Genomic DNA, 14165 nt, shown 5'->3' on the forward strand with positions numbered 1-14165 from the left:
GCTTGACCTTCGAAAGCGGAACATTTGCGGCGCCCCCGTAAATCCTCGTAGGAACGGGGCTTTTTTTCTTGACCGGGAAACGTTGGAGAACGGTTATGGGCCTGATCTGTGCCATAGGGCGTCCCGGCTGTGTCGGAGCGATTTGAGCAAACCTCAGATGCGCACGCCCAATCCTTGGTCCGCGCATCCGAAACTGCGCAAATGGTCTTGCTCGGCGGCGATAGACCTTGCCTGCCCATCGGCGATCGAGAAGGCCGTGGATTGAGGAGGATCGTTGGCAAAGATATGCTCCGGGCTCTGTCCCACCACAATACCCCGCAGCACGCGCCCGGATCCGCCGTGCGCCATGACCAACACAGGCTGGTTGGCGTTTAGCTCATGGAGCCAATCACCAAGTCTGTCGCCAACCTGCTTGAAGCTTTCGCCGTGCGGGATGTTGAAATGCCACCGATCCTCGTCCTCTCGGGCAAGGTCCTCGGGATAGCGGCACGATATATCGTCTCGCGCCAATCCTTCCCAACGGCCATAGGAACGCTCCATCAGGCGATCATCGAACCGCACCGAACCATAATCCAAGTCGAGTTGGTCACAGAAGATGGATATGGATTGGCGGGCCCGGGGTAATGGACTGGACCAAATGTCGAATCCGGTACCCTCGTTTATATGGTCGCGCAGGGTTTCGGCAATGGCCCGAACCTGTCCGATGCCGGTCAGGGTCAGCGGTGAATCCTGTTGGCCTTGATAGCGGCGCGCCCGGTTCCATTGGGTTTCTCCGTGGCGCAACAAAATCATTTCCGGCGCGCTCTTGCGCGGCAGCGGCATGGACAAAGGGGGGGGGCCGATTCGCGATGATGTCATGGCAAGTCGTTTCTTAGAGCATTTGCCGCGCCCGCACCAGCCGAGTTGCAAGACTCCCCATCCCGACGATAGACTTTCGTTTTCTTCCTTCCGGGTGATCGCATGCAGCTCAAAGGCCTTGTCACAATCTTGCTGTGCTTCTTGGCGGTCAATTGGCCCTGGATGACGCAAGGCGCTGCCGACCAGACGAATAGGCCAAGCGGTCGGCTGGTCATAGTCAGTTCCTTCCCTCCCTCGCTGTTCCAGAAGTTCAGCGCCGCCTTCAACAAGCATCATCCAGAAATTGACGTGTTCGTCCGCAGTAAGAAAACCTCCTCGGCCATTTCATTCATTGAGGAACGTCTCAGCGAGCCGGTGGATCTGTTTTGGGCCTCGGCGCCCGACGCGTTCGAGGTACTTAAGGAATCCGGGCACTTGAGCCAAGCCTTCACCCGGGCCGACCAGGCACCCATGGCCCACATCGGTGGATATCCCATCGACGATCCCGACGGCTATTACCGGGGCTTTGCGGTTTCCGGGTACGGGATCGTTTGGAATCGGGATTATCTGGCGCGCTATGGTCTTGCAACACCGAAAACCTGGACCGACCTGACCGATCCCGCCTATGGCGGCCATATCGGTATTTCAGCCCCTTCCCGATCGGGCACCACCCACCTGATTGTCGAAAGCATCCTGCAAAGCCATGGCTGGGATCATGGTTGGGCCCTGTTGATGGAAATTGGCGGTAATCTGGCAACCATCACGGCGCGTAGCTTCGGCGTCATCGAGGGCGTGCGGGCCGATCGGTTCGGCATCGGTGCGGCCATTGATTTTCTTGGCCAGGCTGCCAAAGCCTCCGGAGCGGCCGTTGACTTCGCTTATCCGGACCAAACGGCCCTGCTGCCAGCCAATATCGCCATCGTCAAGCGGTCGGCCAACCCACGGGCCGCCCAGGCTTTCGTTGACTTCGTATTGTCCGATGAGGGGCAGAAGCTGCTGTTCGACCCTGACATCAGTCGGCTGCCGGTGACGCGGCGCATCTATGACCAGGCGCCGGAATTCTATCCCGATCCCTTCGGCGGAGACCTGGCAAACAAGGCGATGGCGTTCGATGCCGACCTGTCCCGCCGCCGCTATCATTTGGTGAATTCCCTATTCGATGTGTTGATTACCTTTCGATTGCAAGCGCTACGCCGAACTTGGCGGGCCATTCATGATGCGGAACAACTTTTATCCAAGCACCCGAACCCCGAGTTGCAAGCTCGGGTAAAGGAGGCACGTCGGCAGGCAAACCTTGTTCCGGTCAGCGCCGTTCAGGCCACCGTCTCGGATTTCGCCTCACAGTTTGTCCGCCATAAGCCGGGTATTCCCGTACCTATTGAACAGGTGCGCCAAGAAGCCAAATGGGCGGTATTCGCACGAACCAATCAAGACAAGGCCCTGGCTCTGGCCAATGAGGTCCTCGCCCAGATAGGCGGGATCAGGCCGGCAAGAAAATGAACGACCGAATTCGGATCGGAATCAGAGGTCGCCTGTTCTCCGCCTTTGGGGTGACCGCCATGGCGACTCTCGCCGCCACCGTCGTTGCCTGGGTGTCCTTTTCCAGATTGGGGGACGCGTTGGATGAGGTGGTTGGCAGCAGCGTGCCGGCGGTGACGTTTGCCGCCGAGTTGGCGGAGCATGGTGGAGGAATTATCGGTGCCGCGCCAGCCTTGGCCGCCGCCCAAACCGACACGGAGCGCGATCAGGCCTGGACGGCGCTGGTCGAACGCCTAAACGGCATGTCCGCCCTTTTGGATGTCATGCCCGAAGCGGCCGGAGGAGAGAGTTTTTCAGCCGACCTCAGGGAAGATGTCGCCGCCTTGCGAGGCAACTTGAAACAGCTGAACACCGTTGTCAGTCAACGCCTGGCGCGCGCGGTCCGCAAGGAAGAACTGAACGAAAGACTGCGCTGGGCATCCGCCGATTTCCTCGACGAAATCGAGCCCATGATCGACGATACGCGTTTTAACATCGATCTCAACCTGAGCCGCGCGGCTACGGAACCGCATGCCTCGCGCCGCTTACCCGAAGCCCTGACCCGGCAGCGGGCGCTGTTTACCATCAATGCCGACGGCAGTTTGATGGCGGAACTGATCGGGCGCGCGGCAAATCTGCCGACGGCGGATGCCTTGAGGGGCACGGAACTATACTACTTGGAGATCGAAAGCCGCATCGACGCAAGCTTGCGGGTGATTAACAAAGTCCCCGGCGCCCTGTCTCTTCGCCAGTCGATCAAGGATCTTCAGGCCTTTGCTCATGGTCCCGAAGGCCTGTTCGAGTTGCGCCGTCACGAGCTGGGCGACATTGAAAGCGAAGGCAAGCTATTAAATCGCAATCAGTCCCTGCTGCTCCGCCTTGATCGCTCGATTTCGCAACGGGTCGCGGCGGAGAACCATGCGGCATTGCAGGCCGCGGAACGATCACAGGACGCCATCCGCCAGGGCAGACTCTGGTTGGCCATCTCCGCCTTTGTCAGTGTGTTCGTCGCCGTGCCCGTGGTTTGGCTCTACGTGGGCGAAGGGCTGGTGGCACGCATCCGTCGCCTGGACGCCAGCATGCGCATTATTGCCGAGGGTGACCTGTCGGCCGATGTCCCGGTGAGCGGCACGGATGAAATCGGCGACATGGCCAACTCCCTGCGGACGTTCCGCGATACCTTGAGCGTCACCCAGGCGGAACTGGTTCAGGCGGCGAAGCTCGCGGCACTGGGGCAGCTTACCGCCGGTATCTCCCACGAAATCAACCAACCGCTCGCCGCCATCCGGCACTATACCCGCAATACCGGATTGCTGGTCGACAAGGGGCGTACCGAGGAAGCAAGGGAGAATCTGGACCGAATTACCCACCTGGTGGAAAAGTCCAACCGCATCATCGGCAGCCTACGCGACCTGGCACGAAAGCCGAAGAGAGATCTGCGGCCAACCGACATGGTGAAGGTGATCGAGGATGTCCTGACCCTGCTGGAGCGCCGCGTGTGGGAGAATAAAGTCGAGATTGATACGCGGATTGACGATGACTGTCGGTATGTGCTCGCTGGGCAGGTACGCCTCGAGCAGGTGGTTCTCAATCTGGTCAACAATGCTATTGATGCCATGCAAAACGAACCGGTCCGCCGCCTGATCATCTCGGCCCAGCCGGTTGATGAATGGATTGATTTCCGGGTGCGTGATACCGGCAGCGGTATCCCCGAGACCGAGATCACGAAAATATTCGACCCGTTTTTCACCACCAAGCAGGTCGGGGAAGGGCTTGGATTAGGGCTGTCGGTCTCGTACAACATCGTCAGGGACTTTGGCGGCAGCCTGCGTGTCGAGAGCGTGGAAGATCACGGCGCGACTTTTTGGATCAGGCTGAAACGAGCCTCTCAAGCAGGAGACGGTGAGTGACGAACATCAACCGAGTAATGCTGATCGATGACGAGGAAGAGGTCCGTTTCTCCATTTCCCAAACACTGGAACTGGAAGGCTTTGACACGGAGACCTTTGGAGATTCCGAGGAAGCGCTCAGGATCCTGAGCCCCGACTGGCCGGGCATCGTCATTAGCGACCTGAAAATGCCCAGGTTGGACGGCCTGGGGTTGTTGGCGCGGGCCATGGAGATGGACACCGACCTGCCGGTGATCATCCTAACCGCGCATGGCGATATCCCGGTAGCGGTGCAGGCCATCCATGATGGCGCCTATGACTTCATGGAAAAGACCTCCGACCCGGAACAGTTGATCGGTATCGCGCGCCGAGCCATGGAAAAGCGCCGTCTGGTGATGGAAAACCGCAATTTGCGTCGGGAACTGGATGCGGGGGGCGAGTTGGAACGCCGATTGATCGGCAAGACACCCGTGATGGAAAAGCTGCGTCAGACTGTTCTCGACCTGGCGGACACGGATGTGGATATCCTGTTGCTTGGAGAAACGGGAACCGGCAAGGAAGTCGCCGCACGCAGCCTGCATCAGTTCGGTCACAGAGGTCGGCGACCGTTCGTTGCCCTCAACTGCGGTGCGCTGGCGGAAAGCGTCATCGAAAGTGAACTATTCGGCCATGAGGCCGGGGCCTTCACCGGAGCACGGAAACGGCGAATCGGCAAGATCGAGTATGCCGAGGGTGGGACCTTGTTCCTTGATGAGATCGAAAACATGCCCGCCGCCATGCAGGTGCGGTTGCTCCGTGTTCTGCAGGAACGGAGCCTGGAACGGGTCGGTGGGAACGAACCGATTGCCGTTGATATTCGGGTCATCGCCGCCAGCAAGACCGATCTCGCAGAGGCCGCCGCGAACGGCTCATTCAGAGAGGATCTGATGTACCGCCTACAGGTGGCGCAAATCGACCTACCGCCTTTGCGTCGGCGCCTGGAAGACCTGCCGCTGCTTTTCGTTCATTTCGTCGAGATGGCGGCCGAGCGGTACCGGCGGTCCGTTCCCAATGTCGGCGAAGCGAAACTGCGGGACCTGATGGCCAAGACCTGGCCCGGCAATGTGCGGGAACTGAAGAATGCGGCCGAACGCTACGTGCTCGGGCTCGGTGAACCGGGACAGGCCGCCGCGGAGACCTTCGATACGGAACGGCTATCGCTTGGCGATCGGATGGTCGCCTTTGAAAAACAAACCATTGTCAACGCTTTGCGCGCCCATGACGGCAGAATCGGCAAAACCGCCGAAGCGCTGGGATTGCCTCGCAAGACTCTCTACCTTCGTATGCAGAAGTACGATTTGAACCGGGACGACTTCATCTCCTGACATTGTTGACCCAAACCGCATGGCGTATCGGGTCAAATTTGCCCCATTTTTCGTAGGGTTGTTGCAGAAAAACGGTGTGATTCCACGTTTCCAGGGTTTGGCATGCCCATTGCTCTTCAACCAGGACCGTGTCGGATAGTTTCTGGCGCCGTCATTTATCTGGGAGGATAGAGCATGAATAGATTTATCAAACTTGGAACAGTCGCGGCCTTTGCCGTAGCCATGGCATCGAGCGGCGCCCTCGCCGCACAAGGCACCTTGACCGTCGTGACATCGTTCCCCAAGGATCTGACTTCGGTGTTCAAGTCGGCCTTTGAAAAGAAGAACCCCGGCTTGACCATCGAGGTTCTCAACAAGAAAACTTCCGCCGGTATCAAGTATCTTCAGGAAACCGCTGGCAGCAACAGCTCGGACCTGTTCTGGGCCTCCGCACCGGACGCATTCGAGGTGCTCAAGGGCGACAGCCTGCTGACCAAGTACACGCCCATGGCCAAGGGGATTCCCGACAAGGTCGGCGCTTTCCCGATCAATGATCCGGAAGGCTATTACATGGGCTTTGCCGCCTCTGGCTACGGCATTATGTGGAATACCCGCTATACCAAAGCCAAGAAGCTGCCGGTGGCCACCGAATGGGCGGATCTGAAAAAGCCCATCTATCATGGCCATGTGGGCATGAGTGCGCCGTCGCGATCCGGCACCACCCACCTGACCGTCGAGACGGTGATCCAGGGACTGGGCTGGGAGGCCGGTTGGGCTGAATGGAAGGAAATGGCCGGTAACTTCAAGACCGTTACCGAACGCAGTTTCGGCGTGCCGGACGGTGTTAACAGCGGTCAGTTCGGTATCGGTATCGTCATCGACTTCTTCGGCTTGTCGTCCAAGGGATCGGGTTTCCCGGTCGACTTCGCCTATCCGAAGGTCACCACCTTGGTGCCGGCCAATATCGGCATCGTCAAGAGCGCGCCAAACCAGGCCGCGGCCGAGGAATTCATCGAGTTCCTGTTGTCGCCCGAAGGTCAGGAACTGCTGCTTGATCCGAAAATCCGTCGTCTGCCGGTCAATCCGGAAACCTATGCCCGGGCGCCGAAGGGCTTCCCAAATCCGTTCAAGGACGCGTCCATCGGAGCAGCGGTAAAGTTCGACCTGCAACTGTCGAAGAACCGCTACAACGTGGTCAACTCGCTGTTCGACGTGATGATCACCTATCGCATGGATGACCTGCGGGCCGCCACCAAGGCCATCCAGGAAGCCGAAGCAGCGCTGGCCGGCAAGACCAATCCAGCGGTCGCCAAAATGATCGCCGAAGCCAAGGCCCTGGTCGCCAAAGTGCCGGTCGACGAAGCAACCGCTGGCAAGAAGGAGTTCAGCTCGATCTTCAAGAAAAAGCGCAAGAAGGCCACCGACAAGGTGACCGGTCGCCAAGCCGAGATCGAACAAGAATGGGATACCATGGTCAAGGCCAATTACGCCGCCGCCAAGGAACTGGCCGAAAAAGCCAAGTCCATGCTGTAAAGACCTCCTCCCCGGGGAAGCCGTCCTTTGAATTGCGGGACGGCTTCCCACCTTTTCGCTAAACCTTCTTCTTGTCGATGATGGGACGCGCCATGTCATTTCAGCTTTCGTCAAGCCAAAGAGGGCCCGCCGCCGTCGGCCTGCTCATCGCGTTGTTCCTGCTTTTGTTCCTGGTGGTTCCCGTCGGCAAGGTGATCTTCGTCGCCTTTCAAGACCCGGCGACCGGCGAAGCGACGATCATCAATTTTGTCGATTTCTTTCGCAATTCCCTGTTTCGGGAATCATTCTTTAATTCTTTCTACGTGGCGGCCATGTCGGTGGTCATCGCGTCATTCATTTCCATGCCGCTGGCCTATTTTACCACCCGGTTTAATTTTGGTGGTACGGCGCTGATCCAAACTCTGGGGATCATCCCGTTGATCATGCCGCCGTTTGTCGGCGCCGTGGCCATGCAGTTGTTGTTTGGCGCCAATGGGTCGGTCAACCTGCTGCTTGATGAATGGTTCGGGTTTACCATTCCGTTCATGGAGGGATTGAACGGGGTGATCTTTGTCGAGAGCATTCACTATTTCCCGTTCATCCTGATCAACCTGTCGGCGGCCTTGTCCAACATTGACAGGTCCATGGAAGAATCGGCACAAAATCTCGGTTCCAACGGCATCCGCCTGTTCCGGCGCATCGTCTTCCCATTGGCTATGCCGGGCTACGTGGCCGGCGCGGCCTTGGTCTTCATTAAGGTGTTTGATGACCTGGGGACGCCCTTGCTGCTCAACGTCAATACCATGCTCGCTCCACAGGCCTATCTGCGGGTGTCGTCCATCGGCATCTCCGACCCCATGGGCTATGTCATCTCGGTGATCCTGGTGGTGTTCTCCTTGTTGTCATTGTGGGTATCTCTATTGGCCTTGCGAGGCAAGGACTACGCCGCCGTGCAAAAGGGCGGTGGCGGTCTGATGAAGCGTGACTTGAAACCTTGGGAAAAAGCCGGGTGCTACGCGGTAGTGATCTTCATTCTGCTGCTGGTCCTGTCACCGCATTTCGGCCTCTTGCTGCTGTCGTTCGGCACCATCTGGTCTTATGCCGTTCTGCCCGATGCCTTTACCATCGATCACTACCTGACTGTTTTTCAGACCGCCACCTTGTACATCAACAACACTCTGCTTTATGCCGGGTTGGCGGCGTTGTTCGATGTGATCCTGGCCACGGCCATCGCCTATGTGGTCTGGCGGACCGATCTGGTCGGACGCAAATGGCTCGATTACGGAGCAACGGCGGCGCTGGCGGTGCCGGGCGTGGTCATTGGCATCGGCTACCTGCGCACCTTCCACAGCGTCGACGTGCCATTGATTGACGAGCCGCTGGCTTCTTGGTGGGTCATCATCGTCATCGCCATGACCATCCGGCGCCTGCCCTATGCCCTGCGTGCCTGCGTCGCCGCCATCCAGCAAATCAGCGTCATGCTGGAGGAGGCGGCGGAAAATCTGGGTGCCACAAAGGGGCGCACCGTTTGGCGGATCGTAATTCCCTTGATGTCGGGCGGCATTCTGGCCGGTTTCGTCACCAGCTTCGCCACCGCATCGGTTGAGCTGTCGGCGACCATCATGCTGGTCGCGCGCGAGACGGATGCACCGCTGGCCTATGGCATCTACGAATTCATGCAAAGTGCCGCCGGGCGCGGTCCGGGGGCGGCCCTGGGGATTATTGCCGTGTTGTTCGTCGGCATCGGCACCTACATTTCCCACATGATCATCGAACGCGGCAAAAAATCCCGTGAACCGAAATCCATTGTCGCCGAGGAGACCCAATGATGATGACGAATGCTCATGAACCCGCCGGCGTGGTCATCGAAGACCTCAATCTGTCGTTCGGTGACACCCATGTTCTCAAGGGCGTCGACCTGACCATCAGCCAGGGCGAATTCTTTGCCTTCCTCGGCCCCTCCGGCTCTGGCAAATCAACCCTGCTGCGAGCCATCGCCGGTTTCGGACCAACGCCTTCGGGGCGGATCCTCATACAAGGCAGGGATATCGCCAAGCTGCCACCGTGGAAGCGGGATGTCGGCATGGTGTTCCAGAACTACGCCCTGTGGCCGCACATGACCGTGCGCAGGAATGTCGCATTCGGCTTGGAGGAACGCAGAATAGCGCGGGCAGAAATCAATAGCCGCGTTGATAGGGCGTTGGACATGGTTGGCCTCCGCGATTTGGCGGATCGTCGTCCATCGCAGCTTTCCGGTGGCCAGCAACAGCGTATCGCTCTGGCCCGCACCATTGTGGTCGAACCCAAAGTGCTGCTGCTCGACGAACCGCTGTCGAACCTGGACGCCAACCTGCGCGTCCAGATGCGCCGCGACATCCGTGAACTACAGCAGAAGCTGGAGCTGACCACGATTTTCGTTACCCATGATCAGGAGGAGGCAAATACCACATCCGATCGCATGGCGGTGCTGGACCAGGGCGTCATCCAACAGGTTGGAAGCCCGGTGCAGCTATACGACAATCCGGCCAATCTATTTGTCGCCAAATTCCTCGGTACGGCCAACATCATCAAGGGCAGCGTCAACCAGGAAGGTGAGGCCCTGATATTCAAGACGGACAAGGGTATGTCCATTCCGTTGAACCAGGGGACGGGAAAAGGCCGGTCCATCGTATTCAGGCCACAGAATGTCGATGTTCAGGCCGAAGGCAGTGAGGTCAACGATACCTATGCAAGAATAGCCGGGACAGTCCACCATATGGAATTTCTCGGGTCGATCATCCGATACGGCGTCGATGTCAACGACGATATGATCCTGATCGACCATCCCCACAAGCTGGGCGAGGAGGTCTTTGGCATTGGGGACAACGTCGATTTGTTGATCGACCGAGAGAGCATACTCGTCCTCTCCGCATAACCGTTGCGAGGAATCGGAAATCGACCCAATCACAGGGGAACCACCGCCAAACAGCGGGGCGATTTCCAGCCTCAAATCAACGCCTTAACAGGCTGGCACATTGACCGCCAAGCCGCCTGTCGAGGTTTCCTTGTATTTGCTGTTCATTTCCAGCCCCGTCTGGCGCATTGCCTCGATGCAGTGGTCAAGCGGCATGAAGTGTGTGCCATCGCCACGCAGGGCGAGAGAGGCGGCCGATACCGCCTTGATGGCCCCGAGCCCGTTGCGCTCGATACAGGGGACCTGAACCAGCCCGTTGACCGGGTCACAGGTCATGCCGAGATGATGTTCGAGGGCAATCTCGGCGGCATTTTCCACCTGCTCGTTGGACCCGCCCATCGCCGCGCAGAAGCCGGCCGCCGCCATGGCCGCCGCTGATCCCACTTCCCCCTGGCAGCCGACCTCGGCCCCGGAAATCGACGCGTTAAACTTGATCAGGCCACCGATGGCCGCCGCCACCAACAAGAAGTCATGGGCCGCCTCATGGGGGACACCTGGACAGTGGCCGAGGCAGTACCGAAGCACCGCGGGTATGACCCCGGCCGCGCCATTGGTGGGCGCCGTGACCACCCGTCCACCCGCCGCGTTTTCCTCGTTCACGGCCATGGCGTAGACGGCAAGCCAATCGTTGGCCACGTGCGGCAAGGTGCTGTTGCTCATTTTCTCGGCTTCCAGCTGATCGCGGATTGCCTTGGCGCGACGTTTCACATGCAGGCCGCCAGGCAGGTTGCCCTCCAGGCGCAGACCGCGCTGTATGCAGGCATCCATCGCCCGCCGGATACCGTCGAGCCGGTCGTTCAATGCGGCTTCACCCAAGGACACCTGTTCGTTGGCCCGCTTCATGGCGGCGACAGTCAAACCGGACTCACGGCCCATCTCCAACATTTCTGCCGCCGATCCGAACGGATAGGGATAGCGATCTGCCTCCTTGGCCTGGCGGAGGGTGTTGATGTCCCGGTTTTGTGTCGTCAACTCCAACTCGGTGACGACAAATCCTCCGCCGATTGAATAAAAAATCTCTTCCAGGCACGCCCCCCCATCGTCGGCAAAGGCCCTCAGGATCAAACCGTTAGGGTGGCCCGACAAAGCCGGTCCATGATCGAATATCAGATCCACCTTTGGATCGAAGGCCAAAACTGGGAGTCCGGGCGGCGCGACGGTTTTGGATGTGCGTACTTCATTGACCCGTTGTTCCGCTGTTTCCGGATCGATGGTATCCGGGCTCAGACCGCTAAGGCCCAGGATGACCGCCCTATCGGTGCCATGCCCCTTGCCGGTGAAGGCAAGCGACCCATGCAGGGAGCAGGCGATCCGAACCGGTTGTTCGGGAACCCCATCGCGGAGTGCTTCGACAAACCTTGCAGCGGCAGTCATTGGTCCCATGGTGTGGGAACTGGACGGTCCAACGCCGATCTTAAAGATGTCGAAGACGCTGAGGAACATGGAGATCGCCTGTAGGATGCGCGAGATCGACGAAATAGCGCCGCACCAAGAGAATAATGGAACCTGGGACCCCTGCCAATCGAGCTATTCCACGGCACACCCGCCCATGGCTCTCTAACAGGCTGCTGAAATAGTGTTGTCCGACGGCCCGCCTCGCCCTTCGTCCCTCGACAAGCTCGGGATGAGGAAGCTCAGGGTGAGGCTAGTTCAAAGGCCCTCATGCTGAGCTTGTCGAAGCATGTGTCGCCACAGGCTCGAAATCGGACTTTTTCAACAGCCTGTTAAATCCGATGCCCCCTGCCCCCCATATCAGCGCACTTGTAATTGACACCTGCCGTTCGACAATCGGATGATGCCAATCAAAGGTAACAGGTGATTTTGCCAAGACTGTTTTTGGGTCTGCAAAGGGAATTGGATATCTTGAGCAAATGGTTGTGTCTCGGTGTGGCGGCGCTGGTTCTTGGGCTGGTGTTCGAAGCTCGTGCCGAGCACGATGAATCGATCGCGGTCATCATCGGCAACAAGGACTATACCAGCGATCGCATTCCCGATGCCGCCTATGCCCATAATGATGCCGAGGCTTTCAAAGGCTACCTGATCGACGTTCTGGATTTTCAGGAAAGCAATATTATCGATTTGCGCGATGCTACTCAGGCGCAAACCGAAGAAATCCTGGGCAACCATCGCCACCACGAAGGGACATTGTGGCAATATGTCCGTCCGAGGCGTTCCCATGTCATTCTGTACTTTTCGGGACAAGGGCTGATGGGGGACGAGGGTCGGCAGGGGTACCTGCTTCCCATTGACTCCTCTCCTCGGAATCCGGCAATCAACGGCTATCCGCTCGACATCTTGCTAAATAATCTTGCGAAATTGAAGGCTCGCTCGGTCACGATCTACATTGAAGCGAGTTTCTCGGGCGACTCCGGCGGTGGCAGATGGACCGGCAATAACCACCCTCCCCCCTCTTATCCGTGGCAACAGGTTTTACCGGCTGGGGTGGTCGTGATCTCCGCTGCGGAGCGGGACCAAGCCGCGAACTGGGATGATCAGGCTGACCTCGGACTCTTCACCAACCACCTCCTTAGCGCGCTGTACGGGATGGCGGATACGTCCGGATACGGAAACCAAGACCGCGTCATCAAGGCCTCTGAGGTAAAAGCCTATCTGGACGACAAGATGACCTACGACGCGCGTCGTAGGTTTGGTCGAAAGCAGGAGGCCGTCTTGCTTGGCGATGAAGGGGCGGTGGTCTCCTCATCCGCGCCGGATAATCCGCAATCAAGACCGAAAACCCGCCGACCGGCCCGCATCATTCATCGAACCGGTACCCGGCATGAACCGGCACCCCAACGCCATGAGCAAAAAGCCTATGAAGCGGCAAAGCTGAAAGAGCGGACCTGTGCAACCTTGAGGAAGCAGAAGGTGGATTTCGACAAAAAGCATGGCAACTGCGTGTTCTTGCCGCCGACCCTGAATCCCGCGCAAACGCGTAAAAACCTTGATGCCTGCTGGAATGAATGGGGGAACAAATCCAGTGCCGTGGCGAAAGAGCTTCAGCGCAATGGTTGTTGATTTCGGCCCAACCCAATGCCCTCAATTCCCATTCCTTCCGCCTTCGGGTCAATGGGGAAACGGCTCGGCCATTTTGGCGGCGCGGAAGCGGCCCGGGGCCATGCCCGTACGTCTTTTGAAAAAGCGTGAGAAGTATCCCGGGTCCTGGAACCCCAGTTCGTAGGCGATCATCTCCACGGTCACCGAGGTATAGATCAGGTGGCGTTGAGCCTCCAGGGCCAAGCGATCCTGGACCAGGTCTCCGGCTCCTTTGTCGGCGAAGGATTTGCACAATCGATTGAGCCTCGCCTGACTAAGGTTAAGGGCCTCGGCATAGGCGCTGATGGGCCAATGATTCCGGTAGTGCTCTTCAACCAACTGCCGGAAGCGTCCATAAAGCTCGCGCCGTTGGCCCACCTTCTCCGGTTGCGGGGCCTGCCGGTCCAACTGTCGGCGCGCGGTCATCAAGACAATGCGGATCAGCCAGTCACACATGAATCCCCGCCCCAACTGCGGCCAACTGAATTCGCCCTGCATCTGCTCAAGCATGGTCTCGATGACGGCGGCCTCGTCCGGATTGTCATCGAACGCCAACACTATGGGCTCACGGGTCAAGGGGTCGAACAACTTGCGGCTGCGACGGTAGCGGGCATCGATCAACAGCAGTTCCGACACGGTCAGTACCCAGCCGACGGTTTCTGGCTGAAAGGTGAAAGCATGGACCACGCCGCCGGGAATGCCCACGGCACAAGGGGCTTCGGCCAGATGCAGTTCCTGATCCAGCCACACCTCCGCCGACCCGGCCACTAGGTAGACGAATTGATACATGCGCGGGTGGGCATGCGGTGTAATGGTCCAATCATACAGGCGGGATCGGGTGCGGATATCCTCGATATGGATGAATTCCGGATCATCCTCAGCCTCCCGCTCACCATAAAGAGCGTAGTGGCTGATGGTTTTGGCGGGGGCACTGGCGGGGGGCATGTTGCTCCGGTCAAAAAAAGCTGAATGAACAAAAAGTACAATATTTTCGGCTATGCGTCCATTATCGCCCGCCCCTTATTCGCGATAGCCTTCCAAGGGTCAGAACAACGAACAACTGTTCACATTCTTGGG

Annotated in this window: 10 protein-coding genes; 7 read left to right on the plus strand and 3 right to left on the minus strand. The window is 58.5% G+C overall.

The window, feature by feature from the left end:
• Nucleotides 1-153 precede the first annotated feature (153 nt).
• Nucleotides 154-858, minus strand: coding sequence for a histidine phosphatase family protein (locus MGMAQ_RS12710; RefSeq protein WP_052716373.1), 705 nt, complete (start codon nt 856-858; stop codon nt 154-156).
• A 102-nt stretch (nt 859-960) separates the two neighbouring features.
• Here MGMAQ_RS12710 and MGMAQ_RS12715 point away from each other — a divergent pair, with 102 nt between their 5' ends.
• From MGMAQ_RS12715 to MGMAQ_RS12740, 6 genes are all read left to right on the plus strand, one after another.
• On the plus strand, nt 961-2337 hold the full coding sequence (locus MGMAQ_RS12715; protein ID WP_052716374.1) for an ABC transporter substrate-binding protein: 1377 nt from the start codon (nt 961-963) through the stop codon (nt 2335-2337).
• On the plus strand, nt 2334-4265 hold the full coding sequence (locus tag MGMAQ_RS12720) for an ATP-binding protein (protein ID WP_046021828.1): 1932 nt from the start codon (nt 2334-2336) through the stop codon (nt 4263-4265). The genes MGMAQ_RS12715 and MGMAQ_RS12720 overlap by 4 nt, the downstream gene beginning before the upstream one ends.
• Entirely contained in the window at nt 4262-5608 is a 1347-nt protein-coding gene (locus MGMAQ_RS12725) for a sigma-54 dependent transcriptional regulator (RefSeq protein WP_305727896.1), read from the plus strand. Before MGMAQ_RS12720 ends, MGMAQ_RS12725 begins: the two co-directional genes overlap by 4 nt.
• Before the next feature lie 174 nt (nt 5609-5782).
• The gene (locus MGMAQ_RS12730) at nt 5783-7120 is read left to right on the plus strand and encodes an ABC transporter substrate-binding protein (RefSeq protein WP_046021830.1); all 1338 of its coding nucleotides are present in this window, start codon (nt 5783-5785) and stop codon (nt 7118-7120) included.
• A gap of 92 nt (nt 7121-7212) precedes the next feature.
• A complete protein-coding gene (locus MGMAQ_RS12735) occupies nt 7213-8928 on the plus strand; it encodes an iron ABC transporter permease (protein ID WP_046021831.1) in 1716 nt (571 codons plus the stop codon).
• A complete protein-coding gene (locus tag MGMAQ_RS12740; RefSeq protein ID WP_252508629.1) occupies nt 8925-10013 on the plus strand; it encodes an ABC transporter ATP-binding protein in 1089 nt (362 codons plus the stop codon). The genes MGMAQ_RS12735 and MGMAQ_RS12740 overlap by 4 nt, the downstream gene beginning before the upstream one ends.
• An 84-nt stretch (nt 10014-10097) precedes the next feature.
• Here MGMAQ_RS12740 and MGMAQ_RS12745 read toward each other — a convergent pair whose 3' ends face one another.
• On the minus strand, nt 10098-11495 hold the full coding sequence (locus MGMAQ_RS12745) for an L-serine ammonia-lyase (protein ID WP_046021833.1): 1398 nt from the start codon (nt 11493-11495) through the stop codon (nt 10098-10100).
• 420 nt (nt 11496-11915) lie between these two features.
• On the opposite strand from MGMAQ_RS12745, the gene MGMAQ_RS12750 reads away from it, so the two are divergent.
• Nucleotides 11916-13070, plus strand: coding sequence for a caspase family protein (locus tag MGMAQ_RS12750; RefSeq protein WP_158498859.1), 1155 nt, complete (start codon nt 11916-11918; stop codon nt 13068-13070).
• A gap of 48 nt (nt 13071-13118) precedes the next feature.
• Here MGMAQ_RS12750 and MGMAQ_RS12755 read toward each other — a convergent pair whose 3' ends face one another.
• Nucleotides 13119-14033, minus strand: coding sequence for a helix-turn-helix domain-containing protein (locus tag MGMAQ_RS12755; RefSeq protein WP_046021835.1), 915 nt, complete (start codon nt 14031-14033; stop codon nt 13119-13121).
• Nucleotides 14034-14165: the final 132 nt, after the last annotated feature.

Origin of the sequence: Magnetospira sp. QH-2 (genome assembly GCF_000968135.1) — a bacterium.
Classification (GTDB): domain Bacteria; phylum Pseudomonadota; class Alphaproteobacteria; order Rhodospirillales; family Magnetospiraceae; genus Magnetospira.